Source organism: Agarivorans sp. D1326 (assembly GCF_056958115.1).
In genome coordinates this window covers 167,165-190,702 of record NZ_JBTWEN010000007.1, presented here as the reverse complement: position 1 = coordinate 190,702, position 23,538 = coordinate 167,165, and the positions used below count along the sequence as shown (strand labels likewise).

Below are 23,538 nucleotides of genomic sequence, written 5' to 3'. Positions count from 1 at the left end.
TATACTGATAAAAAAGCAGCCTATTGGCTGCTTTTTTTGTTTTTATAAACCCAAATCCACTTGGTATTGTTGTTCGTAAGACGCCAATATCTTGCTTATTTTTCCGCTTTTTTGTAGTTGATTAAGGCTGGTTTGCAGTTTTTGTAAAGCGCCAGCATCGCTGTCTTTGTTACACGCGATGGCGCGTAGCGAACTATAAAAATCAAACCCCTGTTTTTGAATGCCTAAAGAATAATGGTAATGCACATAGGCAGAGGACAAGATATCGCTAGCCCAAGCTTGAGTACGTTGGCGTTGTAGCTTTTTAGCGCTGTTAAGGTTGGTTTTAGCCAAATCAACCTCAACTCCTAGGCTTTCTAAATACTCGCCAATCCCACTACCCAAATAGCTGCCTATTTTTAGCTGTTGTAGATCTGCAACGCTGCTTAAAGGTGTAATGCTTTGTTGCGGCTGGTAAATCGCATAGCGGCTAATATACATGGGGCTTATCCAGTTAAATGAGCTCTCTCTTGCTTGGCTGCGCTCTATTGCAAAAACGCAGTTATTGGGCGACTCGAGCGCCATCAAATAAGCGCGTTTTAATGGTAATAAGCGGATACTTATATCTAATTTGCTGTGTTTTTTTAGCAATTCATAAACTTCTATATTAACTCCTGCTAGCCCTCTTTGGTTTTGGATGACATAAGGTGGGTCTAAATAGGTATTAAACACCAGCTCAACCCCTTGCACTGGCAAGCTTAAGGCTAGGCTGGCACTTAAGCAGCTGGCTTTTAAGGTTGCCATTGTTTAATTAACTCTGAGTAGTTTAAGGTTTTTCCCGGCGGTTTTTCGTCTTCCAGCTTGGGTTTGGGAGAGCCGGGATGAGCCAGCCATAATGAGGCTTGTTGTGCCGAGATGAGCTTAGGGCTGCATGGGCCAGGGTTGTCTTTACCAATTTTAGCTAGTGCTAAATCCATGCTTTGTGCTAATTCTTTCATTATCTGGGGAACTGCTTCTCCATGGTCGCTAGCGCGGCCAATGTATTGCCACCACAGCGAAGATAAAGCTGGATAATTGGGCACATTTAGCCCGGTGGGCGTCCACTCGTTACGCGCATTGCTTTGGTAAAATTCTACCAAGCCGCCTAGCTCGGCTGAGCGCTCGCTAAATGGTTTCGACATCACATCGCTTTGGCGAATAGGGGTTAAACCCACCATGGTTTTACGCAGCGAAACCGTTTTGGCGACATTAAATTGAGCGTATAACCATGCCGCTTGTTGGCGCTTTAAAGGGGTAGATTTTACCAGTGTCCAAGCTCCCACATCTTGGTAGCCTGACTTCATGCCGGGTTGCCAGTATGCACCACGCGGTGAAGGTGCTACTCGCCATAAGGGTAAGCCATCTTTATCGGTAACGGCTAAGTCTGGTTGGCTTAAATCTGCAGTAAAGGCGGTATACCAAAAAATTTGTTGCGCTATGTGGCCTTTGGCTATTTCGGCCCCAGCTTGGCTAAAGGTCATCTTTTGTGCTTCTGGAGGGGCATAACGTTTTAACCAATCTACATACTTTTGAATAGCGTAGATGGCAGCGGGAGAGTCGAGAGCGCCGCCACGCCTCATGCTTGCGCCCACAGGACGACAGCCATGGCGACGTATGCCCCATTCATCCACAGGTACTCCGTTGGGTAAACCTACATCACCCATGCCTGCCATAGATAACCAAGCATCAGATATTCGCCAGCCTAGCGAAGGGTCACGTTTACCATAATCCATATGGCCATATACTTTTTGCCCATCTATTTCTTTTACGTGCTCGGTAAAAAATTCGGCGATGTCTTCATAGGCCGACCAGTTCACCGGCACAGCTAAGGGGTAGCCATAAATGGTTTGAAATTGCTGCTGTAGCTCGGGGCGCTTAAACCAGTCTTGGCGGTACCAATAAAGATTGGCGAATTGCTGGTCGGGGAGTTGCAACAAATCGCCGTAAGGACCGGTGGTAAAGGCTAAGCCAATAAAATCATCGATATCTAGGCTGGGTAAGGTGACGTCTTTTCCTTGGTGTTGCATAAATTGGCTTAAGTTAACGATGTTGCGAGAACGAAAGTGACCACCAATTAAATCACTGTCACTGACATAGATATCGTAATAGTTAATGCCCAAGTCCATTTGGCTTTGTAGCTTTTTTACTACGTCGTCTTCACCGCTGATCTCGTGGATAACTTTGATACCCGTGAGTTGGTAAAACAAGGGGGCAATAACGGTGGCTTCGTACCAGTGAGTATTAATGCGCTCTGAAATAGCGCGAATAGTAATGCCTTGATAGGGTTGAGCTGCTTGTTTAAACCAACGCAACTCTTCGATTTGTTGCTGTTGGCTTAGGCTAGACGGCTGAAATTCTTCTAGCCAAGGGCTAAAATCCTCTGCCCAGCAGCTGCCTACTAGCCAATAAAGCATCCAAAGCGATCGCCGCAACACCTTTCTCCGTTGTTTTTACTCCTATAAAAATAGCAGTAAAATCAGGCTGTCAGGATCTAGCCTTGGATATTGTGAACAGGATTAGTCTTTTAGTACGCTTTGTAGATATTGATCTTTAGTTTGCCAAGTATCATCGAGCCAAAGCTTAAAGTGGCGTTTAAATTGTTTATCTTGCAGGTAGTCGCCGCGTAACTCTTGGTTAATTGCTATGGTATCGATTTTCACCACTACCTTATCGAGCTTACCTGATAATAACGCCTTAAAAGGCGGAAGTGTTTCGGTGGTGCCGGGATAGGCCAAGGTTACATCAATAATCTGGTCAAATTGTTCGCCCAAAGCCGATAAGGTATAAGCAATACCCAGCGCTTTGGGGGGCAATAAGTGTTGATAGTTAGAGTGGGATTGTTGCTGCTTTTGTTGGGTAAAGCGGGTCCCCTCTACAAAGTTAATGACTGTTGTGGGGTTGGTTTTAAACTTCTCACAAGAGCGCTTGGTTGATTCTAAATCTTTACCGCGCTTTTCTGGATGTTTGAGCAAGTACTGGCGCGAGTATCTGCGCATAAAGGGCATGTCTAAAGCCCAGCAGGCTAGACCAACAAAAGGCACATACAAAAGCTGTTGTTTGAGAAAAAACTTAGGCATGGGAATACGTGAGCCAAACAACATGCACAGCAATACGATATCGGCCCAGCTTTGATGATTACAAATCATCAAGTACCAACTTTTTTTGCTGAGCTGGCTATTATCTTCAATCACAAACTCGGTGTTGTTTACTAAGCGAAATATGGCGCGATTCATTTCGCTCCAACACCACATTAAAAAGTTAGTTAGTTTACCCACCCAAGGATAAAGCCCTTTAGGTAACAACAGTTTAATGATGCCACAAACAATGATTAAAGAGCCCACCATGGCGGTATTTATAATGGCTAAACTGGCAGAAAGAATCATTAACAAGGGTGCTGGGGAAAAACGTAACATAGTGGTCGATATAGCTCTTTAAACAGCCAAGGGCTGGTAGTTATTGAGATTTAAATCAGCTTAAATTATGGTTGGCGCCATTCTAGCACTTTTTTTGATAAGCGAAACGCCGACCACTGTATAGTATCTGTCAGTTGGCTGCAGTTTAAGGCCGCAAGGGAGAATAAAATGAGCGAATTTAAGTTACATCCTCAACTAGAAAAGGATGGCATTTGGCTGGGTGATTTTGAGTTATCGCGGGTTCTGTTGATTAACGACAGCCAGTTTCCTTGGTTAGTACTGGTGCCAATGCAAAATGATATTGGTGATATATATCAATTAGATAGTTGCCAACAAGCGCAGTTTTGGCGAGAATCTAAGCGCTTAAGTGAAGCGGTAATGGCCCTTTATAAAGGTGATAAACTAAACTTGGCGGCCATTGGTAATATGGTGCCGCAGCTGCATGTGCATCATATTGTGCGTTTTCACAACGATGCTTTGTGGCCACAGCCTATATGGGGCAAGCTTCCTGCCAAACCTTATAGTGAGCAACAAAAACAACAACAAATAGCTCAGTTACAACAGGCTTTACAGCCACACTTTCAAGTTGTTGCTGAGTATTAAAACGGTAATTTAGTCGCAAATTTACAGTAGGAAAAACTATGGACGGTTTTTGGAAGTGGTTATTTATCATCGTGATGGTGATGCTAACCGTAAGGTGTGAAACTAACAGCTCACTCTACGAGGCCGAAGAAAACGGTATTCGATTTGAAGCGCCGCGTTTTTTAGTTACGCCAATTATTTGGTTTGATAAGCAGGTGGGCGAGTCGCCTGAATGGGGCTACAACTCTCCGTTTGCCGATGATTATGAGTTTAAGTTTGCTAAAGCCAGAGAAGAAGAGGCTATTCCAGAGGAATAGCCTGCTTAAACTGGTTCTAGTTGAAGCGGAGGTTTTTGAGGTGAATACTCAAGGCCTCTGCAACGCCAGATAAGTGGCTATGTACTTGTTTACCTTGCTCCGCCGCACCTGCGTTAGCCTCGCTGCCATCACGTAGAGTGAGTACATTTTGGTTAATCTCATCACTCGCTAAACGCTGTTGCTCGGTGGCCACTGCGGTTTGTTGGTTACGCTGTTCTAAATTGCCCACCATATTTTCAATTTTTTCAATTTGTAGAATATTTTGTTGAGCTTGCTCAGCCTGCTGCGCTAAACCTTCGGTAGTAGTAACAATTTCGGTTTCTACAGTGAGCGATACTTGCTGTAGTTGCGCAATGGTTTGCATAATCTCTTCAGTAGACTGCTGAGTACGTGAAGCTAAATTACGCACTTCATCTGCGACCACCGCAAAACCTCGACCTTGTTCGCCGGCTCGGGCGGCCTCAATGGCTGCGTTTAAGGCCAATAAGTTGGTCTGCTCAGAAATTGCGTTAATCACATCAATCACCGAGCCAATGTTTTGGCTGCAATCTCGTAGTTCTGCAACCGCAGGTTTTGCCGAGGCCATTTGCTCCGACAGTGCGCTTAAGCTTTTAACGGTGTTTAGCTGTTGCTTTAAGCTCGTGCCTGCTAGCTCCAAGGCTTGCTTAGAGGCTTCGGCCGTCTCTGCACTGTTGTTGGCTACTTCTTCTACCGTGCAGTTCATTTCGGTCATCGCTGAGGCTATTTGGTCTATTTCCGAGAACTGTCTTTGGGTATTACTGTGAGTAGTATGGGTGGCCGAAGCTAGGTCTTTGTTGGCATCTAATAGGCTATCACTCGAGTGTTTTACATCTTGCAGTAAACCTTGTGTTTGCAGACGTAGGCTTTCAAGCTGCTGGCCAATATTAGAGAATTCATTGCGCCCGCTCACCTTAATAGCTTGTTGGTAGTTACCTTTGGCTAGGCCTTTAATGGCACTATCTAACTCTTGCATTTGACCGGCCAAGCTGCGGCTAACTAGCCACGCCACTAAACCAAACAAGCCAAAGGCTAATGCTAAACGCAGCAAGGTGTAGAAATAGATGCTGTTAAGCTGGGTGTCTATTTGGTCGATATAAACGCCAGTTCCAATTATCCAATTCCAGCCCTTAACTTGTTTAACGTAAGACAGCTTGGCGTGCATGACTTGGGTTTGCGGGTGTAAAAAGTGGTATTGCACCGCGCCTTCGCCCTGTTGTTTTACGGTATCGCGCATGGCTTGCCAATGGGCTAAGCCTTTAGCATCGCGCACTTGAGTCATGTCTTTACCGATGCTGGTGGGGCGAATTGGGTGCATAAGTAATTTAAGATCTAAATCGTTTACCCAAAAGTACTCGTTACCTTGATAGCGTAGCTCGGCTAAGGCGGCTAAAGCCAGTTGTTGGGCTTGTTCGCGACCAAGATGTTGCTCTTGTTGTTGGTAGTGATTTACCAAGCTGGTAGCTAAGTCTAAGTTGCTAGCTAATTGGGTTTGGTAACCTTGATACAGCGTTTCTTTAATTTGCTGGGTATTGTTCCATGCTTGGATGGAAACCACTACTAATACCAATAGTGAGCTTAATAAGAAGAGCTGTGGAATTCGGATTTTATTGAACATAGTTTTACTTCTCTAATGGAATAAAACTATGTTCAGTTAATATTGAGGTTTTGGGTTTAATTAAGATCAATAATCATTCCGGAAAAAACTCAAAATTAAAGCAATTGCTCTAATTTTATCATTTATTCCTGATCTAGCTTATCCCAGGCTTCTTTGTTCATTTGCATTTTGGCCCACCATTCATCGTCGGCTATGATTTGCCCTTCTTCATCAATGTGGGGAATAGGCAAACCTTTGCGTTTACATGCTTTTGCAAAAATAGGGTGACCGCCTTCAAACATGATGCGATTTTGCTCGGTTTTATCAACCATGCTGGGCGCTTGATACATGCCTGCTATTTCTCGTTGGCGTTGTGCTTCATATAAGATTAATGCGCTAGCCACTGAAACGTTGAGTGATTGCACCATGCCCACCATGGGAATAATAATGTCTTGGTCGGCGAGAGAAAGCGCTTTATCAGAAATGCCATACTTCTCTTGCCCCATTAAGATGGCGGTAGGTTTGGTGTAGTCTATTTCACGAAAATCCACCGCGCTATCAGATAAGTTGGTGGCTAGAATTTGCATTCCGCTGGTGCGTAATGCCGCTACTGCATCTTCAATATTTTCGTGATTATGTACTTTTACCCAGTTTTGGCTGCCAGTAGCAGTACCACGACGGATCTCATCTTGATAGTTTTCCCACACCGCATGCACGTGGTCTACACCCACGGCATCGCAGGTACGCACAATGGCCGACAAGTTATGTGGTTTGTGCACGTTTTCCATGCACACGGTGAGGTCGGTTTGGCGAGCATCTAACATTGCACGAATGCGTTGATAGCGTTCTGGAGTCATGGCTTTCTCGTTATTTATTTCTTAATCGAACAACACGTAATACTTCTGGCATTACGCGAATTTTTCGCATGATATCGGCAAGATGAATACGGCTATGCGTGGTTACCAATAAGTCTACGGTGTAAACCCGGCCTTCTTTTTCTTCGGTAACAATATTCACGATGTTAGCGCCGGTTGAGGCAACCACACTGGTTAGGCTAGCAAGTATGCCTTGGTGGTTAACCATATCAATGCGCATTTCGGTTTTGTATTCAGCTTCTTCGGCGGCATCTTTAGACCAATCAACATTAATGTAGCGATCGGGTTCTTTTTGGTAGCCGCTAATATTTTTACAGGCTTCCATGTGCACCACTAAGCCTTTACCTTGGCTAATGTGGGCAACCACAGGGTCACCCGGTATTGGGCGACAACAGTTAGCGTAAGTAAGTAATAAGCCTTCGGCGCCTTGAATGGCAATCTTACCTTTGCCTTCTACATTGCTTAGTTCATCGGTATTACCTAATAAGCGGCGTGCCACCACAATGCTCATGGCATTGCCTAAGCCAATTTCGGCTAACAAGTCGTTGAGTGACTCGGCTTTTAAGTCTTTAAGAACTTGTTCTAAAGATTCGGGATTAATCTCGTCTAATTTAACGCTGCCTAAAGCATGATTAAGCAAGCGGCGGCCAAGGTTAACGGATTCTTCACGGCGCTGGTTTTTAAGTAGCTGGCGAATCTTTCCGCGTGCTTTACCGGTCACCACAAAGTTTAACCAAGCGGCATTAGGGCGAGCCCCCGGCGCAGTAATAATCTCTACGGTTTTACCATTGCTAAGTGCTTTACTCAGCGGGAAGGGGTGGCGGTTTACGCGCGCGCCTACACAGGCATGGCCTACATCGGTATGCACCGCGTAGGCGAAATCAACTGGAGTAGCACCAGCAGGGAGTTCAATGATTTTACCCTCTGGAGTAAACACATAAATTTCGTCGGGGAACAGATCAGTTTTTACGTTTTCGATAAATTCGAAAGAAGAGCCAGCGCTTTGCTGTAGCTCTAACAAACTTTGCATCCAGCGCTGAGCGCGAATTTGCGCGGTGGTGCCTGGGCTTTCACCGGCTTGTTTGTAAGACCAATGTGCTGCCACACCCTTGTCGGCCATTTGGTCCATGTGTTCGGTACGAATTTGCACTTCCACAGGAACGCCATGAGGGCCAACTAACGAAGTATGTAAGCTCTGGTATCCATTTGCTTTAGGAATGGCTACATAGTCTTTAAATCGGCCAGGACGAGGCTTGTAAAGGCTGTGGCTTAAACCTAGCACTCTATAACAGGTATCAAGGCTGTCTACGATGATGCGAAAGGCGTAAATATCCATTACTTCATGGAATTGCAGCTCTTTATTCACCATCTTTTTGTAGATGCTATAGAGATTTTTTTCGCGGCCGGTAACCGAAGCTTGAATGCCCGCTTCTTCTATGCGGCCTTGTAACTCTTGATGAATGCCGTTGATTAACTCTTTACGGTTACCACGGGCATTTTTTACCGACTCTTTAAGTACTCGATAACGCATTGGGTATAGGGCTTCAAAGCCAAGCTCTTCCAATTCGTTTTTAATGCTGTGAATACCCAAGCGGTTGGCAATTGGTGCGTAAATCTCCAAGGTTTCGCGGGCAATGCGGCGGCGCTTATCTGGGCGCAACGAACCTAGCGTGCGCATATTGTGGGTGCGGTCGGCCAGTTTAATAAGGATAACTCGGATGTCTTGCACCATCGCCATCATCATTTTGCGAAAATTTTCTACCTGGGCTTCTTTTTTGTCGCGAAACTTAATTTTATCTAGCTTGCTCACGCCTTCAACTAAGTCGGCGATTTCGGTGCCAAACTGTTCTTGAAGTTGTTCGTAAGTAACCGGAGTGTCTTCAATGGTATCGTGTAATACAGCGGCTACTAGAGTTTGATTATCTAGCTTGAGCTCGGCAAGAATGCGAGCAACAGCCAGTGGGTGAGTAATATATGGCTCACCGCTAGAGCGGAATTGTCCTTCATGGGCATCTTTACCCAAAATATAAGCATCACGTAATAGGTTTACGTGTTCTTCACTTAGGTAGCTAGAGGCGACTTCACGCAGGCTTTCGAATAAATACAAACATTACCTCATCAGCGGAGGAGCGCAGAAATAGATATGATTGAATTATGGGAGTTTTACCGTGCAGAGTAAACCCAGCACGGTAATTTTATAGACGGGGACGAATTAGATGCGCTTATCGGCGATAGCGGCAACGGCTGCCAATTCGGCTGCCTCACGTTCCTGACGTTCTTGACGGTCTTGAGCATCCATTGTTTCGGTGGTGATCAAACCTTCTTCAATTTCACGCAAAGCGATAACGGTTGGTTTATCGTTATCTTCTTCAACTAGAGGGTCTTTGCCTTCTACTGCGATCTGACGCGCGCGACGTGCGGCGATAAGGACAAGATCAAAGCGGTTGCCGACTTGTTCTACTGCATCTTCTACTGTTACTCGTGCCATGCACAGCTCCGTTGACTAAAAATGACGCAAGATCCTAGCCGATCTTATGAAGATTTACTAGGACTTAGCGAGATTATTTCGATAAAAGTTCATCTAACAAGTCGCGATGTTTCGCAGCTTGCTGACGGGTTTGTAATCTTTGCCCAGTAATAATGGCGGTAAGCTCACTTAAGGCTTCGTCAAAATTACTGTTAATGATTAGGTAATCGTACTCATTATAATGAGACATTTCACTTTCTGCTTCGTCCATGCGTTTCTTAATAACGTCGGGGCTATCTTGGCCACGCATGTGCAAACGGTTTTCTAATTCTTCGCGACTTGGCGGCAAAATAAATACCGATACCGCTTCTGGCATCATCTGTTTTACTTGGCGAGCGCCTTGCCAATCAATATCCAAAAATACATCAATGCCTTCGGCAAGGGTTTTTTCGATAGTGTAGCGAGAGGTGCCGTAAAAGTTGCCAAATACTTCGGCGTATTCAAAAAAGGCTTGTTCGCTAATGAGTTTTTTAAAGTCATCATGGCTAACAAAGTGATAGTGGTTACCATCAATTTCACCGGGGCGCGCTGCACGAGTGGTATGAGAAACCGATACTTGAGCTGGATATGCACGATGGCGTGAAAGGTACGCATTAATCATGCTTGATTTGCCAGCGCCGCTGGGCGCAGAGACGATGTATAAAGTGCCGGTGATTGCCATGTTGAATTCTAAGCGAATGTATAAAGGCGCCTAAGGTTACCATTTTGTGGCTTTTTTTAAAGAGTCAGCGCTTGGAATTTATCCCTGTAGTTTAGTTAATCTTGTTGTTTTTGCTCAACTTTGCAATTCAAGCCTGCAGTTTCATGGCAACAATCGTTTTTATTGCTACATTTAACTTATTGTATTGATTCATTTTTGTTTTTATTCAACAGGTTGCTTAGTCGTGGTTATCAACATTAAAGGTGAGTTCGTTTATGGCGGGTAAAATTGATAAAAAGACCTATGAAAAACGCTTAGAAGAATTGCAAACAGAGCTAGTTAAACTGCAGCAATGGGTGGTAGCAAAAGGTCTTAAAGTGGTAGTGATATTTGAGGGGCGCGATGCAGCCGGTAAAGGCGGCGTGATTAAACGGATTGCCGAAAAGCTAAACCCTCGGGTTTGCCGTATTGCCGCGCTGCCAGCACCCAATGAGCGAGAGAAAACCCAGTGGTACTTTCAGCGGTATGTGGCGCATTTGCCCGCTGCTGGAGAAATAGTTCTGTTTGACCGCTCTTGGTACAACCGGGCGGGTGTGGAAAAGGTGATGGGCTTTTGCAGTGATGAACAGCATCAGGATTTTTTACGCGCTTGTCCTGAGTTTGAAAAAATGTTGATTCGCTCAGGCACTATTCTGATTAAATATTGGTTTTCGGTGTCTGACGAAGAGCAAGAAAAGCGCTTTTTAGAACGCATTAATAACCCTCTCAAGCGCTGGAAGTTTAGCCCAATGGATTTAGAGTCACGCTCACGTTGGGTGGCTTATTCACAAGCCAAAGACGAAATGTTTGCTTACACCGATACCAAGCATTCGCCATGGTGGGTGGTTAATTCCGACAATAAAAAAGCGGCGCGGCTTAATTGCATTAGCCACTTTTTATCGCAGATCGATTATCAAGATCTTGAGCATGAAAAAATCATTTTACCGGACATTGATAAGAAAGATTATGTGCGCGTGCCGATTAACGAACAAAGTTTTGTGCCCGAGCAATATTAGCACCTAGAACTTTATCGCTATAATAGCGGGCTACTAAGTCCGCTATTAGGTTTGATATTGTGACAAATTGGCAAAGTCTGTTTGCTGAGCAACAGCAGCTTGAATATTACCCTCGTTTAATCGACAAGGTGGCTGAGCAACGTGCTGCTAAGGTGATTTACCCACCAGACGCTGAGGTATTTAGTGCCTTCGACAGTTGCCCTATGGATCAGCTTAAAGTGGTGATTCTTGGTCAAGACCCTTACCACGGTGAGGGCCAAGCCCACGGTTTAAGTTTTAGTGTGCCAGAAGGCGTTAAAATTCCACCATCGCTGCGCAATATCTACAAAGAACTTGCCACCGACATCGACGGCTTTGTGATTCCAGAGCATGGCAATTTAAGTGCTTGGGCCAAGCAAGGTGTGTTGTTACTAAATACAGTGCTTACCGTTGAGCAAGCAAAAGCTCATTCACATGCAAAATATGGCTGGGAAACCTTTACCGAGGCTGTCATTAGTCACATTAGCCAGCATTGTGATGGTGTGGTGTTCTTGTTGTGGGGCGCCCATGCGCAAAAGAAAGGCCAAGTGATTGATGCTAACAAACACCATTTGTTAAGTTCGGTACACCCCTCGCCTTTATCTGCCCATCGCGGCTTTTTTGGCTGCCGCCATTTTTCTAAAACTAACCAGCTGCTAGAACAGCAAGGAAAAGCCGCTATTGATTGGCAGCTTTAACTGGCGAGTTGGGTGCGATTGCGGCCTTTATCTTTAGCTAAATAAAGGGCGCTGTCGGCACGATTAAAGGCAACGTTAAAGGCTTCATTTTTATCGACTAGGGTTAAGCCTATGCTCATGCTCAACTTAATGTGTTGTTGCTTGCCTTCAAACGACAGCAAGAAATCTTGTTGGTGGATCAGTTTGCGCAAGCGCTCGGCAAAGTTATAAGCATCTATTTCATGCTGCTGTTCAGAAAGTAAAACAAACTCTTCACCGCCCCAGCGAGCAAATAAATCTTGGCTGCGAATCACCGAGCTTAATTGGCGAGCAAAAAAGCGCAGCACGGCATCACCGTTGTTGTGGCCATAGCTATCGTTAATATGTTTAAAGTGGTCGATATCAAAAACGAATAAGTAGTAGTTATTGTTGCTTATTGGTTTCTCTTCTAGAGCGTCTAATAGACCTCGGCGGTTAAGTACGCCGGTAAGTTGGTCGTTACTGGCGGTGTGTTTGAGTTCGTCTACATCTTTCTCAAGTGTATGAATAGACTGGGTTAAGTTCTTTTTCTGATGCAGCACATAGCGAATCAACTCGGCAGTAAAATAAACAAGCCACACGGCAATGATAGTGGCGTATAAGCTTTCGTTGCTGATCCACTTCCCTTCAGCTTCAACCTTATTCACTGTGATGGTGTATTCGCCATCGGACGAGGTGGAAGGAATATCAAAGGATATTTCTTTAACTTTAGAGAAGTCTAGAGTGAAGTCATCGCGTGATTGGTAATAACGATTTAGCCACCACGCGGGAATAGAGAATTGGTTAAATTGAGCTTTTGCTTCTTGCTCCGCCAGTTCCTGTTTCTCAAAGTAGGTAAACATAAATTTTGCATCAGACAGATCGTGGCCGCTGGTTGCTTCGGTGCTGCGCATAAAGAAGCGTAGTTCGCTAGAAGGTCCTTCGAAATCTGCGTCCACCACCAATTGTTTATAGTCACTTAAATCTATGTTTTCTAGGGAAGCGTATTTGTCTGAGGTACCCGCGTCAGTTGGCTTGTGGAACTTGATGCTTATTCCGCAATACTTTGCCGGTAAATGGCTGCTTTCTAGGTTACAGACAAACTTTTGGTTGCTGGTAAGCCAATACGCACTAGAGTTGCCGCCTTGTCCTTTATCGGAGTACAAATCCACTAGCATGTTTTCACTGGGGTAGATCTGAAGGCGCTTGGCAGGTATCCATTGGGCAGCCACAAGCACTAGCACGGTAAGGGCTAAAAGAAAATTGCGCAGCCAAGTCCAAGAAGATGAATATCGTTCCATTTATACCTGTGAAAGGTGAGTAAATACTTTTGTTTCTTGCTAAAAATATAGCCTGCTTGGAGACAAATAAATGTGAGCTATTTGGGCATCTTTACTTTTGTCTTATGTTTTTTTGCTAATTTTAGGCAGGAGCTTTGGTTGATTTGCTGTTCGGTGTATAACAAGCAAAAACTCAAGAGGTAGCAATGGCAAAAGCACAAGCACGAGCTCAACACATTATTGTGAGTTCAGAAAAAAAAGCCTTGGAAATACTAGAAAAGTTAAACAAAGGCTCTAGCTTTGAGGCGATGTCGTTACGTTTTTCGTCATGCCCTTCTGCTAAGCAAGGTGGCGATTTAGGCGAATTTGCCAAAGGTGATATGGTAAAAAGCTTTGATAAAGCAGTGTTCTCTGGACCCTTAAACGAAGTAATAGGGCCAGTTAAAACACAGTTTGGTTTTCATTTAATTAAAGTGAATGAGCGCTGGAGCTAAAACCTTGCAACAGCCCTATCAGCGCTTACTTTATAGTGCCTGAACACTTGAGCTTATTTGCTGGCCAAGATCTTCTAACTTAAATGTGCCCTTCTCGCTAAGGTTTACCGCTGGCCACAAGCTTCCAATGTCCAGTTTTACATCTACCTGATAATCTAGCTCAGGGTTTTTTAAGGCGACAAACGAGCTTAACAGGCGGAAGGTAGCAATTAAGTTGGCTTGGGCTGGCAAGGTAAAGTTGGCCTCGCCATAACCGGGCACTTCGGGTAAATCGCTGGTGGCTCCAGTGACGATTTCGTGGCCGTTGAGTGACAAGGTATATACCGCCCCAGCTAGGCTGAGCGCTTGTTTATTGGGGTTAACCACCCGTAAATTAATATCGAAGCTCGGTGTCATGCTGTCACCTGCTGTAGGCACTACCGATACCAAGTTTACTTTAGGTGGGTTGTTAGGAACCATGCTGCTACAGGCGATAAGCCATAAACTGGCAGACAGAATAAAGGTTTTAATAAGTGCTTGGCGCATGATGAGAAACCTAAGAGAAAGAAACTACAGCTAGTTAAGCACAATCTGTTTGGCTTTGCATTGTTATACCAATCGTACCAAGTAACTGCTCATTTTATCTGGTTAAAATACTCGATAACCGCGTTGGGATTTTTGATTGTAGAATAAGTGCTTATCGAAAAACTCTGCCTTTTTCTCGAGTATTTTTGCTGCGTTATTTCTGATCACTTAGTGTGGTTGGTATTAGAAAAATCAACAAGCCAGCAGAACGCTGGCTTGTGAAACGAATACTCTAAGTATTGCTTGGTTCTACGGCTTCTACCCAAAAGGTGCCTACTTCAGCGCGAATCACTTCTACTTCGCTACCTGCAGCAATGGTTTGCTCACTTTTTAAGGTCCAGCTAATGCCAGAGTGCTTATAGCTGCTTAAACCACGTTTATCGATGTCTTGTTCGCAAAAAAAACGGTGTCCATCAAAGTCGCTGCTTACTTGTTTGTTATCAGCACTATTTTGTAGCTTACGCATCGGCTTCCACAACACGCCGGCCAGTAAGCTGCTCATAACGGCATTGGCTAACAAAATACTATTCCAAGTTTCTGGTAGCACATTTAACCATACCAATGAGCCAGTAATGACTAAGGACAAGCCAATAAAAAACAAGATGAAGGTGGCAAAACCGATGATCACCACTTCAATGGCAAGCAAGATGATGCCGGAGGCAATCATTAACTGAGGAATGTGGTTAGCAAACAGTTCTGCCATAGGGCTAGCCTCTATTTAGGGTATTTAAAATGGTGGTGGCTTGAGCAACTAAAGAGCCTGCTTCAGTGCTGCTGTCGGGTAACAATACCACACTCGATTCTTTGGCAATGGCGTGTTTAGCTTCAATCGCTTTAGTCGCAAGATCTAGCTGAACCGCTTTTTGGCCTTCTGGTGTTGCGGCTGATTGACCAACCGTGGTTAAGGCTTGAGCTTGCGCATCGGCAACCGCAATAATCGCTTCTGCTTCACCTTCTGCACTTAGTACTTGCTCACGCTTTTCTGCTTCTGCTTGTAATACACGGGCTTGTTTTTCACCTTCAGCAATGTTGATTGCGGCAGCTTTTTCACCCTCAGACTCTAGGATTTTAGCGCGACGTTCACGTTCAGCGCGCATTTGCGATTCCATCGAATCCATAATTGAAGCCGGCGGAGTAATATCTTTAATTTCATAACGCAGCACTGCAACACCCCAAGAGGCAGAGGCTTCGTTAATTTGAGTAACAATTTTGGCATTAAGTGCATCACGCTCTTCGAAGGTTTTATCGAGCTCAATTTTACCAATCTCAGAACGCATAGTGGTTTGCGCTAATTGAGTTACCGCAAATACATAATCTTCTACGCCGTAAGTGGCTTTGTATGGGTCGAGTACTCGAAAGTACAACACGCCATCTACCGACAAAGAAATGTTGTCTTTGGTGATAGCTGCTTGGCTTGGTACGTCAAAGGCTTGTTCTTTTAAAGAGCGGCGCGCCGATACTTGATCAATCATAGGAATTAGGAAATTTAAGCCCGCTTCTTTGGTTGATTGGTATTTACCAAAGCGCTCAATAACCCAAGCCTCATTTTGTGGCACAAACTTGATGGAAGATTTAAGTACAAATAGCGCAAAAATCAACAGCGCAACTTGCACGGTGAGAAGATAATCAAAAATCATAGGCATAATACTTTCCTTACCAGTTAAAAACGAAGTTGTATCGCGAATATACCGTTACGCTGCGAAGCTTATATGTCACCCATATCTATTTGTTGGGGACGTTTTATTTAGCAGCAAGGTAATCATAAAAAGCCTTGAGAATACAGCGCTTTTTGACAGATAAGTGATTACCGTTGGGTCGGCTTACAGAAAACCTTATTAATCTGCTTTAGCCCTATTTAAATGCTGGCTTAAGGCTTGATCCCAATACGGGTTTAAGCCAAAACGTTGGGCTAAAAAATCTATCATTACTCGGCTACGGTGTGGCAAATAGCGGGTATTGGGGTAAACCGCCCAAGCGTGCAAAGCGGGTAATTTATACTCGGGCAGCACTATTTCTAGCTCTCCTTTTGCGATGGCTTGCCAAGCAATAAAACTTGGAGTGTGGGCAATGCCGTGCCCGGCAATGGCTAAGTCTTGTAAAAAATCACCATTGTTGGCGCTAATATGCGGTTGATAAGCCACTTGATGAACTTGCCCTTTATTATCACTTAGTTGCCAACTGGCAGCGCCGCGTAAGCTGTAATGCAGCACTTGGTGTTGGCTTAGTTGTTCAGGCTTGGTGGGACGGCCATGTTTGGCAAGGTAGGCTGGAGAGGCCACTAAGGCAAAATTGATAGGGGTGATTTTTTTTGCCTTAAGGCTGGAGTCTTTTAGCTCGGCAATGCGCAGTGCCAAATCGATGCCTTCGGCCACTAAATCATGTTGGCTGTCAGCCAGGCTTACTTTAAGTTTTAGTTGGGGATGTAGCTGCATAAATGCATCAAAAGCGCTGCTTAGGTGAGCCTGACCAAAGGATAAGGGCACTGCAATATGTAAGCTGCCAGTCAAGGTTTGCTCTTGGCAGCTAGCGTTTTGGTTTAGCTGATCAACCTCATCAATAATGCCTAGACTTCGTTGATAAAACTGTTGGCCAGCGTCGCTTAAACTGAGGCGACGCGTGGTGCGCTGCATTAGGCTGCTGCCTAGGCGTTTTTCTAAGGCACTTAAACGCCGGCTCACTACCGATTTAGCGACTCCTAACTGTTCAGCCGCACGGCTAATGCTGCCTGCCTCGACCACCCGCACAAAAATCTGCATTTCTTCGAGCTGTCCCATCGCCATATTCCATGTTCGTCAGTGATTATTGTTGCCATTATAGGAACAATTATTTGTCAAGCGCACGGTTTATCGTTCTTCATAACAACATTAATCTGTTGTTAAGCAAATGGCCTTGAGCCAAAAAACACATGGAGAACATGACAATGAATTTACTACAACAACTAAGCCAGCCTACAGCACGGGTATTTTTAGCGTTGATTTTTATTCTTTCTGGTTACGGAAAAATTGCAGCTTACGCTGGCACCCAAGGTTATATGGAAGCCATGGGAGTACCGGGTGCATTGTTACCTTTGGTTATTGCCTTAGAGCTGCTAGGGGGCTTGGCAATATTACTAGGCTGGAAAACTCGCCCAGTGGCGTTTTTGCTAGCAGGCTTTAGTTTGCTGTCGGGTTTGTTGTTTCACTTTAACCCTGGCGATCAAATGCAAATGATTATGCTGATGAAAAACATTGCCATAGCTGGTGGGTTCTTATTATTGGTTGCCCATGGTGGTGGCGCATATTCACTCGATAAACGCAGCGCATAGGAGCAAACATGACTAGCTTAAAACAGTTACAACAAGTGGTGGCTGGCCAAGCCACCAGCGATGGAGCAGGAGTAAAGCTCACCCGGATGTTAGGCAATAGTCAGCTACGTCATCTAGACCCATTCTTGATGTTAGATTGCTTTGAGTCAGACAAACCCGATGATTATTTAGCGGGTTTTCCGGAGCATCCGCATCGTGGTTTTCAAACGGTTACTTATATTCTTAATGGCCGGATGCGTCATAAAGACAATGCTGGCCACGAAAGCGTAATCGAAGCGGGTGGCGTGCAATGGATGAATGCTGGGCGCGGAGTGATTCACTCAGAAATGCCCGAGCAACAAGATGGCTTACTTAAAGGTTTTCAACTGTGGGTGAACTTAGCCGCAGAGCACAAAATGTCGGCGCCAGATTATCAAGAGCTGAGCGCCGAGCAAATACCATTGAGCCAAGATGAGCAAGGCAACGTAATAAGAGTAGTTGCCGGAGAGCTGGCTAACGGAACGGTTGGCGCGGTGCAAACTAGCCACACTGCAGCTAGCTTTTTAGATACTAGTTTGGTGGCAGGGGCAAAGGTTAATCTAGATTTACCTTCTCATCATCAAGGTTTTGTTTACGTGATTGAGGGGGAAGTAACGGTTGCCGATAACCCGCAGGCTATTACTGCTTATCACTTGGGCGTGCTTAGTGAAGGTGAACAACTGTTGTTACAAAGCCAGCATGCTAGCCGCGTATTAGTTGTAACGGGAGAGCCGCTTAACGAGCCGATTGCTTGGGGTGGCCCCTTTGTTATGAATACTCGAGAGCAAGTATTACAAGCATTTGACGATTTTCAGAATAATAAATTTTAGGAGCGCAACCGTGGGATTATTAGTTGATGGAAAATGGCAAGACAAGTGGTACGACACTAAACAAAGCAAAGGCCGTTTTGTGCGTAGCGAATCGCAGTTTCGTAATTGGGTAACTGCCGACGGTAGCGCCGGACCAAGCGGTAAAGCCGGGTTTAAAGCTGAATCTGGGCGCTATCACCTTTATGTTTCCCATGCTTGCCCTTGGGCCAACCGCACCATGATATTTCGCAAGCTTAAAGGCTTGGAAGAGATGATTGATTACTCGGTGGTGCATTGGTTTATGGGCGAACACGGTTGGACATTCGCGCCTGGCGAAGGTGTGGTTGCCGATCCGATTAACAGCGCCGAGCTGTTACATCAAGTGTATACCGCAGCTGATGCTAACTACTCTGGTCGAGTGACGGTGCCAATTTTATGGGACAAGCAACAGCAGACCATAGTGTCTAACGAGTCTGCCGACATCATCCGTATGTTCAATTCAGCCTTTGATGATCTTGGTGCCAAGCAAGGTGACTACTACCCAGAAGCGCTACGCGAAGAGATTGATGCTGTTAATCAGCGTATTTACGACACCGTTAACAATGGTGTGTATAAAGCGGGTTTTGCAACTAGCCAAGAAGCCTACGAAGAAGCCGTATTCCCCTTGTTTGAGAGCTTAGATTTTTTAGAGCAAACTTTGTCAAACAATCGCTATTTATTGGGCGAACAACTCACCGAGGCAGATTGGCGCTTATTCACCACCTTGATTCGTTTTGATGCGGTGTATGTGGGGCATTTTAAGTGCAACTTAAAGCGAATAGTTGATTACCCAAATATTGATGGCTACATGCGCGAGCTTTATCAAATTGAAGGGGTTGCAGATACCATTCATTTTGACCATATCAAGCGGCACTACTATGAAAGCCACAGTACGATTAACCCCACTGGAGTAGTGCCTGTTGGTCCTATCTTACAATTAGATAAGCCTCATAATCGTGGCTAAGTTGAGCAAGATCTAGTGAATAGTCAGTGCCTTAAAAGGGCATTGACTATACTTAGCCAAAGCGTTTACGAATGAGACAGTTGGTGAGCATTTTAGGTCGATTTTTCTGTGTGTTTTTGTTGCTGCTAGCGCCCGCTGGGGCTCTCGCCAAGCAAAAGATTCTGGTGATAGAAAGTTATCACCAAGAATATGCATGGGATAAAAGTTACATAGAAGGCTTAGAGTCGGTACTTGGCGAACATTATCAACTCACTTATTTTCAAATGGATACTAAGCGGCTTCCGGTTACCCGTCACCGCAGTCGTGGCGAGTTAGCTTGGCAGCGCTACTTAGATGTAAAACCCGATCTAGTTATTTTAGGTGACGATAATGCGCTAAAGTACCTCGGTTCGCGGTTTGCCAAAACCTTGGTGCCGGTGGTGTATTTAGGCATTAATAATAATCCTCGCCGTTATCACGTTCATCAGCGGCACAATATTACCGGTGTTTTAGAGCGACCCTTAATCAAGCGCTCAATCTCTAGCATTAAGCCGTTATTTCCGAATGACTTAAATCGCATGCTTATTCTGTTTGATGACGGCACCACCGCTAAAACGGTACTGCAGGAGATGTTTGGCGGCGATACGCAATTGCGAGTGTCTGGAGTTGATGTAGAGTTGCGATTAATTAGCCGTTGGGACACATGGCAGCAAGCGGTTATTACTGCAAAAGATGAAGGCTTTGATGCAATAGCCTTTGGCCTTTATCACACCTTGAGAGACGAGCGAAACAAATATGTAGATGCAAATGAAGTATTGAAGTGGTCGTCGCAGCATACACCGCTGCCTCCTTTCGGCTTTTGGGATTTTGCCGTGGGCAAAGATAAAACCATTGGCGGCTTAGTACTGTTTGGTTACGAGCAAGGACGCATTGCCGGCGAGTTGGCCCATACAATATTAACGACCGATGTAGAGCCACACACCCTTGGGCCTAAAACCGCTGAAAAAGGCCGGTATTTGTTTAGCCGCAGCGAGTTAGAGCGCCATCAAATGACCTTACCGAGAAAAATGGCCAATAAAGCCAACTTTGTTGAATAAGCCCGTTGCTTCACAATTAGTTTAGCTATTGGAATAAAAAATCAGAGATAGTTAACTCTGACCATTTGTTCAGTTTGCGTTAGTTGTTATTTGATATTATGTTTAATTTTTGTGCGTTATGTTAACGAGAGGCTAAGTGGTTAGCTTATCCATTGCTTGTTATGTGGTTTCAGTATTTACAAGCAAGATACTTTATCAATGTGAATACTCTTTACATCCATTGCTCAAATAGTAAAAAAGGAACTTAACTATGAGAAGACTCAGCACATTAGCTGTTTTATGTACTACTAGTTTGCTTTATGCCTGTGGTGGCTCAAGTGATTCTGGTACACCAGATCCTGCTCCTGCGCCCGGTCCAACCACCGCATTTTCTATTAGCGTAGATGCCCCACCCAGTTTAGTGACAGTAAGCACTGGCGGATTTAGTTTATTCTCTAAGGCCTATGCAGACAGTGTTGATAACTTAGAAAAAGACAACTTTGCGGTAGCGATTATTGATGCAGACGGCAATGTGATTGAAACGGTAGAGCTAGCCGATGACCAGTGGTCTAGAGAGCCTGATGGCACTTATGTGATTACTTTACCAGGTGGTGAGCGTTTAGATTGTGTTGTACTGATTGACCTTGATGGAACACCAGCCCTGCAGCTTAATCAGCCACTACCTAGCGATAACTTGTTTGCGCCAACTACTTCAGAGGAATTCCAAGTAGATTTAAGCTCAACAGCCGCCTACCGTGCAGTGGTGGAACAAATTGCCGCTGCCAGTACCTCTGCCTCCGACTGGGGGGAGTTTGCCTCGGCAGTGCCGTCTGGTGATGAGCTGGCCAGCAATGTAGACATTGCCCAACAATTAGTGGCCAGTGTGATTGAGGAAGTACGTGAAGAAATCAATCAAGCAATTATTGATTCTGGCAATGATTTTACGTTAGAAGACATTTTGGAAGACCCGGCGATTCTAGAGCTTGCCGATAATGTTGTTGATCGCATTGAAACTGAAACAGAAGCTGCCGACACCAATGTAGCCGAAGTGCTTCAACAAGGTGTGTGGTGGGTTTATGCTGAAAAGTTTGATGGCGACTTAGAGTTTGAGGCTGGTAAAGTAAGCTTTGACGGTTTAACTACTTCAGAGCAGATTTATCTATGGAATGTGAATAGTGATGAAGCGCTAGACTTAACTACGCCAGATGATAATTATTCAAACACTATCGACAATACAGATAGCAGCCAGTATGAAGTAGATCGCTGGATACTGGGTAGTGAAGGTTGGTTAGAAGACTTTGACATGCCTTTGTTCCGCAGCGCTACAGAGAGCGCAGCTGTTATAACTAACGCTGGCCTGCAATCTGATACTAGCCTAGACCGTGACATCTCCTTAAAGCAAATAGACCTAGCGGATAGCCCTATTCGAGCCTTTGCGGCAACTGAAGATGCTAGTGACTTACTGTTGTTAATTCCAAGTAATGCAACCTTCAGTGACGGTGCAACAGCTTACCTTGGCTCAGAAACTTTAACAGAAGATCGCTACCGCATTTTCAACTGGGGCTGTGATAATCAAGAAGACGAATTCTGTAACCGTATTTATCGCAATATGGGAGGCGGTGCAGAAGAAAGTGCTCCAACGGAGATCTCAGCGCTGTTTTCTGCAGAACCTGCTGAAGCCAATGATTATGGCATGCAAGGTGTGTGGATGACGCCTACCCAAGAGGGTAATACCAGTGTTTTAGCCGAGTTCGTACAGGATGAAGCTAATACCGTTAACTTCTATAAGATTTTCCATAACGATCAAACTACAGAAAAGCTCGCTTTTAGCACTACTTGGTCTTTGCAAACGGTTCACGGGCAAGAGTTAGTTAGAGTTAGCTTACCAATCGCCTTAGTTGCTTTTGGTGCTGATATTGATGACTTAGAGATTTTTTATACTGTAGCAGAGGGCTTGGTTCGTCGAGGTAATGTAGAAACAGCTGGAATGCCTAACTTTTATTTGTTTAATCAGCAAGCCATTGAAGAGATGGCGGCAGCGCTTGACCGAGACACTTGTGATGTTGAACAGATAGAAGAAACGTTTACCGAACAACAGTTTGGGAGCTTCTTTAATACTTGTGACTATATTTCGGCGCAACAAGTTTCCCCCATTTTATATGCTGGGCGTATCGTTCGGGTTAGAGGGAGCGATGGAACAACCCGAGCTTACGAGTTTAATCAAGATGGAACTGTCAATTTCTACAAGGCGGGTTTACTCAGTGGTGAGCTGAGTTACAGCATTACCGATCAAGATTTTATTAAGTTGAGTTACAGTGAAAACGACTACGATTTATTGGTGTTAGTAGAAACGTTTGACCAAGTGGATGAAGTGTCGGTAGCAGTATTTTCCAATGAAGCTGATATAGGCACCGAAGCATGGTATTACAAAGGCAAAGTGGTAGAGCGTAACGCAGGTGTTGAGTATTGTACCTCTGGTGATTCTGACTGGGATGATGAGAATGAAGTGCCGTTTGAAGGCACCGAAAAAGTGTTCAGCGACTACCTAGATGCAGTATCAGAGTGCATTGAAACGATTGGTGGTCGAAGTGCTAAATTTAGCGCAGACTCCTTAATGGGCAATGCCTTGGCAGCAACTGATGATGATGAAGAGTCTTACTATATCTTCGGAGATACAGAGAGTAGTAATGCCGGTTGGTACAATGGTGAACTTCGCGAACTGGTTGAAGAGTTTAGTGTACCAATGGAATGGCAGGTGAGTGAGGACGGAGAACTAAACTTACGCCTGAATGCTGAGGCTCTATTTGGCTTAACTGTAGAAGAAACCACTACCATCATTGCCACCGATGGAGTTGAAATGGCGCTTAAGATCTTTGCGCAACAAAGTACTTGGGCTGAAGACTTTCCATACATGAGTGAAGATGAAGGAGAAGTGTGGACCGATATACGGACACTTATTAGAGCCAGCGATGTACCTGCTTTACCATAAGGTAGCAGCTTGTTAATAAAAAACGGCCATAAAGGCCGTTTTTTATTGGTTTAGAAAAGGCAGCTTCCAGCGGCTTTGACTACGCTCAATAGATAACCTGAGCTCTGGATAACAAGCCGGTTTCTAGCGGCTACTTTTACTTATTTCGGTGTTGAAGCTACTTGCAATAGGCTAGCTATTGGCGCGCAGCTTCGCCTTGAACTAAGCAAAACTATCTCGCCAGAAACATTAAGCTAGATTAGGTACTAGGTTGCGGAGTAATCCTCA

The 23,538-nt window shown here is 44.7% G+C and carries 23 protein-coding genes; 10 read left to right on the top strand and 13 right to left on the bottom strand.

Annotated elements, in window-relative coordinates:
* Positions 1-42 precede the first annotated feature (42 nt).
* The 3 genes from ACYFDN_RS14840 to ACYFDN_RS14830 form a co-directional block, all read right to left on the bottom strand.
* Positions 43-783 carry a substrate-binding periplasmic protein gene (locus ACYFDN_RS14840; RefSeq protein ID WP_483511743.1) on the bottom strand — a complete coding sequence of 247 codons (741 nt, stop codon included), beginning with the start codon at positions 781-783 and terminating at the stop codon, positions 43-45.
* Positions 771-2,453 (bottom strand): ABC transporter substrate-binding protein, encoded by a 1,683-nt coding sequence (locus ACYFDN_RS14835; RefSeq protein ID WP_483511742.1) that lies wholly within the window; start codon positions 2,451-2,453, stop codon positions 771-773. The genes ACYFDN_RS14840 and ACYFDN_RS14835 overlap by 13 nt, the downstream gene beginning before the upstream one ends.
* Before the next feature lie 81 nt (positions 2,454-2,534).
* Positions 2,535-3,431, bottom strand: a complete 897-nt coding sequence (locus tag ACYFDN_RS14830) for an acyltransferase (protein ID WP_483511741.1) — start codon at positions 3,429-3,431, stop codon at positions 2,535-2,537.
* A gap of 168 nt (positions 3,432-3,599) precedes the next feature.
* Between ACYFDN_RS14830 and ACYFDN_RS14825 the strand changes: the two genes are divergently transcribed.
* Both ACYFDN_RS14825 and ACYFDN_RS14820 read left to right on the top strand, forming a co-directional pair.
* Positions 3,600-4,034: an HIT domain-containing protein gene (locus ACYFDN_RS14825; protein ID WP_016400218.1), complete on the top strand. Its 435-nt coding sequence runs from the start codon at positions 3,600-3,602 to the stop codon at positions 4,032-4,034.
* Between the two features lie 38 nt (positions 4,035-4,072).
* On the top strand, positions 4,073-4,330 hold the full coding sequence (locus ACYFDN_RS14820; protein ID WP_016400217.1) for a hypothetical protein: 258 nt from the start codon (positions 4,073-4,075) through the stop codon (positions 4,328-4,330).
* Between the two features lie 16 nt (positions 4,331-4,346).
* Here the strand turns inward: ACYFDN_RS14820 and ACYFDN_RS14815 are convergent, their stop codons facing one another.
* From ACYFDN_RS14815 to gmk, 5 genes are all read right to left on the bottom strand, one after another.
* On the bottom strand, positions 4,347-5,966 hold the full coding sequence (locus ACYFDN_RS14815) for a methyl-accepting chemotaxis protein (protein ID WP_338622781.1): 1,620 nt from the start codon (positions 5,964-5,966) through the stop codon (positions 4,347-4,349).
* Between the two features lie 122 nt (positions 5,967-6,088).
* The gene (gene trmH / locus ACYFDN_RS14810) at positions 6,089-6,802 is read right to left on the bottom strand and encodes a tRNA (guanosine(18)-2'-O)-methyltransferase TrmH (protein ID WP_016400215.1); all 714 of its coding nucleotides are present in this window, start codon (positions 6,800-6,802) and stop codon (positions 6,089-6,091) included.
* A 10-nt stretch (positions 6,803-6,812) separates the two neighbouring features.
* Positions 6,813-8,927, bottom strand: a complete 2,115-nt coding sequence (gene spoT / locus ACYFDN_RS14805; protein WP_016400214.1) for a bifunctional GTP diphosphokinase/guanosine-3',5'-bis pyrophosphate 3'-pyrophosphohydrolase — start codon at positions 8,925-8,927, stop codon at positions 6,813-6,815.
* Between the two features lie 105 nt (positions 8,928-9,032).
* Positions 9,033-9,308 carry a DNA-directed RNA polymerase subunit omega gene (rpoZ, locus tag ACYFDN_RS14800; protein WP_016400213.1) on the bottom strand — a complete coding sequence of 92 codons (276 nt, stop codon included), beginning with the start codon at positions 9,306-9,308 and terminating at the stop codon, positions 9,033-9,035.
* A gap of 73 nt (positions 9,309-9,381) precedes the next feature.
* Entirely contained in the window at positions 9,382-10,008 is a 627-nt protein-coding gene (gmk, locus tag ACYFDN_RS14795; protein ID WP_016400212.1) for a guanylate kinase, read from the bottom strand.
* A gap of 254 nt (positions 10,009-10,262) precedes the next feature.
* Between gmk and ppk2 the strand changes: the two genes are divergently transcribed.
* Together ppk2 and ung are read left to right on the top strand one after the other, a co-directional pair.
* Positions 10,263-11,042, top strand: coding sequence for a polyphosphate kinase 2 (ppk2, locus tag ACYFDN_RS14790; RefSeq protein WP_016400211.1), 780 nt, complete (start codon positions 10,263-10,265; stop codon positions 11,040-11,042).
* A 59-nt stretch (positions 11,043-11,101) separates the two neighbouring features.
* Positions 11,102-11,758 carry a uracil-DNA glycosylase gene (ung, locus tag ACYFDN_RS14785; protein WP_483511740.1) on the top strand — a complete coding sequence of 219 codons (657 nt, stop codon included), beginning with the start codon at positions 11,102-11,104 and terminating at the stop codon, positions 11,756-11,758.
* Here the strand turns inward: ung and ACYFDN_RS14780 are convergent.
* Positions 11,755-13,056: a GGDEF domain-containing protein gene (locus tag ACYFDN_RS14780; protein ID WP_483511738.1), complete on the bottom strand. Its 1,302-nt coding sequence runs from the start codon at positions 13,054-13,056 to the stop codon at positions 11,755-11,757. The two genes, ung and ACYFDN_RS14780, sit on opposite strands and share 4 nt — an antisense overlap.
* 185 nt (positions 13,057-13,241) lie before the next feature.
* On the opposite strand from ACYFDN_RS14780, the gene ACYFDN_RS14775 reads away from it, so the two are divergent.
* Positions 13,242-13,529 carry a peptidylprolyl isomerase gene (locus ACYFDN_RS14775; protein ID WP_483511737.1) on the top strand — a complete coding sequence of 96 codons (288 nt, stop codon included), beginning with the start codon at positions 13,242-13,244 and terminating at the stop codon, positions 13,527-13,529.
* A gap of 30 nt (positions 13,530-13,559) precedes the next feature.
* On the opposite strand, the gene ACYFDN_RS14770 is transcribed toward ACYFDN_RS14775, so the two are convergent.
* From ACYFDN_RS14770 to ACYFDN_RS14755, 4 genes are all read right to left on the bottom strand, one after another.
* Positions 13,560-14,054 (bottom strand): LEA/WHy family protein, encoded by a 495-nt coding sequence (locus ACYFDN_RS14770; protein WP_483511735.1) that lies wholly within the window; start codon positions 14,052-14,054, stop codon positions 13,560-13,562.
* 271 nt (positions 14,055-14,325) lie between these two features.
* The gene (locus ACYFDN_RS14765; RefSeq protein ID WP_016400205.1) at positions 14,326-14,796 is read right to left on the bottom strand and encodes an NfeD family protein; all 471 of its coding nucleotides are present in this window, start codon (positions 14,794-14,796) and stop codon (positions 14,326-14,328) included.
* A gap of 4 nt (positions 14,797-14,800) precedes the next feature.
* Positions 14,801-15,736: an SPFH domain-containing protein gene (locus ACYFDN_RS14760; protein WP_016400204.1), complete on the bottom strand. Its 936-nt coding sequence runs from the start codon at positions 15,734-15,736 to the stop codon at positions 14,801-14,803.
* 192 nt (positions 15,737-15,928) lie between these two features.
* On the bottom strand, positions 15,929-16,867 hold the full coding sequence (locus ACYFDN_RS14755; RefSeq protein ID WP_483511733.1) for a LysR family transcriptional regulator: 939 nt from the start codon (positions 16,865-16,867) through the stop codon (positions 15,929-15,931).
* Between the two features lie 140 nt (positions 16,868-17,007).
* Here ACYFDN_RS14755 and ACYFDN_RS14750 point away from each other — a divergent pair, with 140 nt between their 5' ends.
* From ACYFDN_RS14750 to ACYFDN_RS14730, 5 genes are all read left to right on the top strand, one after another.
* Entirely contained in the window at positions 17,008-17,397 is a 390-nt protein-coding gene (locus ACYFDN_RS14750) for a DoxX family protein (RefSeq protein WP_338622764.1), read from the top strand.
* Positions 17,398-17,405: 8 nt separating this feature from the next.
* Positions 17,406-18,245 (top strand): pirin family protein, encoded by an 840-nt coding sequence (locus ACYFDN_RS14745; RefSeq protein WP_483511731.1) that lies wholly within the window; start codon positions 17,406-17,408, stop codon positions 18,243-18,245.
* A 10-nt stretch (positions 18,246-18,255) separates the two neighbouring features.
* A complete protein-coding gene (locus tag ACYFDN_RS14740; protein WP_472589605.1) occupies positions 18,256-19,227 on the top strand; it encodes a glutathione S-transferase family protein in 972 nt (323 codons plus the stop codon).
* Positions 19,228-19,298: 71 nt separating this feature from the next.
* Complete coding sequence (locus tag ACYFDN_RS14735) at positions 19,299-20,303, top strand: ABC transporter substrate-binding protein (RefSeq protein ID WP_152785157.1); 1,005 nt, start codon at positions 19,299-19,301, stop codon at positions 20,301-20,303.
* Between the two features lie 250 nt (positions 20,304-20,553).
* Positions 20,554-23,271, top strand: a complete 2,718-nt coding sequence (locus ACYFDN_RS14730) for a hypothetical protein (RefSeq protein ID WP_483511729.1) — start codon at positions 20,554-20,556, stop codon at positions 23,269-23,271.
* Positions 23,272-23,538: the final 267 nt, after the last annotated feature.

Bases quoted from the DNA above. Each gene is read 5' to 3' on its own strand.
- ACYFDN_RS14745 (WP_483511731.1), top strand. From the start codon at position 17,406: ATGACTAGCTTAAAACAGTTACAACAAGTGGTGGCTGGCCAAGCCACC.
- ACYFDN_RS14825 (WP_016400218.1), top strand. From the start codon at position 3,600: ATGAGCGAATTTAAGTTACATCCTCAACTAGAAAAGGATGGCATTTGG.
- ACYFDN_RS14770 (WP_483511735.1), bottom strand. From the start codon at position 14,054: ATGCGCCAAGCACTTATTAAAACCTTTATTCTGTCTGCCAGTTTATGG.
- trmH (WP_016400215.1), bottom strand. From the start codon at position 6,802: ATGACTCCAGAACGCTATCAACGCATTCGTGCAATGTTAGATGCTCGC.
- ACYFDN_RS14780 (WP_483511738.1), bottom strand. From the start codon at position 13,056: ATGGAACGATATTCATCTTCTTGGACTTGGCTGCGCAATTTTCTTTTA.
- ACYFDN_RS14730 (WP_483511729.1), top strand. From the start codon at position 20,554: ATGAGAAGACTCAGCACATTAGCTGTTTTATGTACTACTAGTTTGCTT.
- ACYFDN_RS14735 (WP_152785157.1), top strand. From the start codon at position 19,299: ATGAGACAGTTGGTGAGCATTTTAGGTCGATTTTTCTGTGTGTTTTTG.
- ACYFDN_RS14760 (WP_016400204.1), bottom strand. From the start codon at position 15,736: ATGCCTATGATTTTTGATTATCTTCTCACCGTGCAAGTTGCGCTGTTG.
- ACYFDN_RS14775 (WP_483511737.1), top strand. From the start codon at position 13,242: ATGGCAAAAGCACAAGCACGAGCTCAACACATTATTGTGAGTTCAGAA.
- ACYFDN_RS14765 (WP_016400205.1), bottom strand. From the start codon at position 14,796: ATGGCAGAACTGTTTGCTAACCACATTCCTCAGTTAATGATTGCCTCC.
- ppk2 (WP_016400211.1), top strand. From the start codon at position 10,263: ATGGCGGGTAAAATTGATAAAAAGACCTATGAAAAACGCTTAGAAGAA.
- ACYFDN_RS14815 (WP_338622781.1), bottom strand. From the start codon at position 5,966: ATGTTCAATAAAATCCGAATTCCACAGCTCTTCTTATTAAGCTCACTA.
- ACYFDN_RS14820 (WP_016400217.1), top strand. From the start codon at position 4,073: ATGGACGGTTTTTGGAAGTGGTTATTTATCATCGTGATGGTGATGCTA.
- ACYFDN_RS14840 (WP_483511743.1), bottom strand. From the start codon at position 783: ATGGCAACCTTAAAAGCCAGCTGCTTAAGTGCCAGCCTAGCCTTAAGC.
- rpoZ (WP_016400213.1), bottom strand. From the start codon at position 9,308: ATGGCACGAGTAACAGTAGAAGATGCAGTAGAACAAGTCGGCAACCGC.
- ACYFDN_RS14755 (WP_483511733.1), bottom strand. From the start codon at position 16,867: ATGGGACAGCTCGAAGAAATGCAGATTTTTGTGCGGGTGGTCGAGGCA.
- gmk (WP_016400212.1), bottom strand. From the start codon at position 10,008: ATGGCAATCACCGGCACTTTATACATCGTCTCTGCGCCCAGCGGCGCT.
- ACYFDN_RS14750 (WP_338622764.1), top strand. From the start codon at position 17,008: ATGACAATGAATTTACTACAACAACTAAGCCAGCCTACAGCACGGGTA.
- ACYFDN_RS14830 (WP_483511741.1), bottom strand. From the start codon at position 3,431: ATGTTACGTTTTTCCCCAGCACCCTTGTTAATGATTCTTTCTGCCAGT.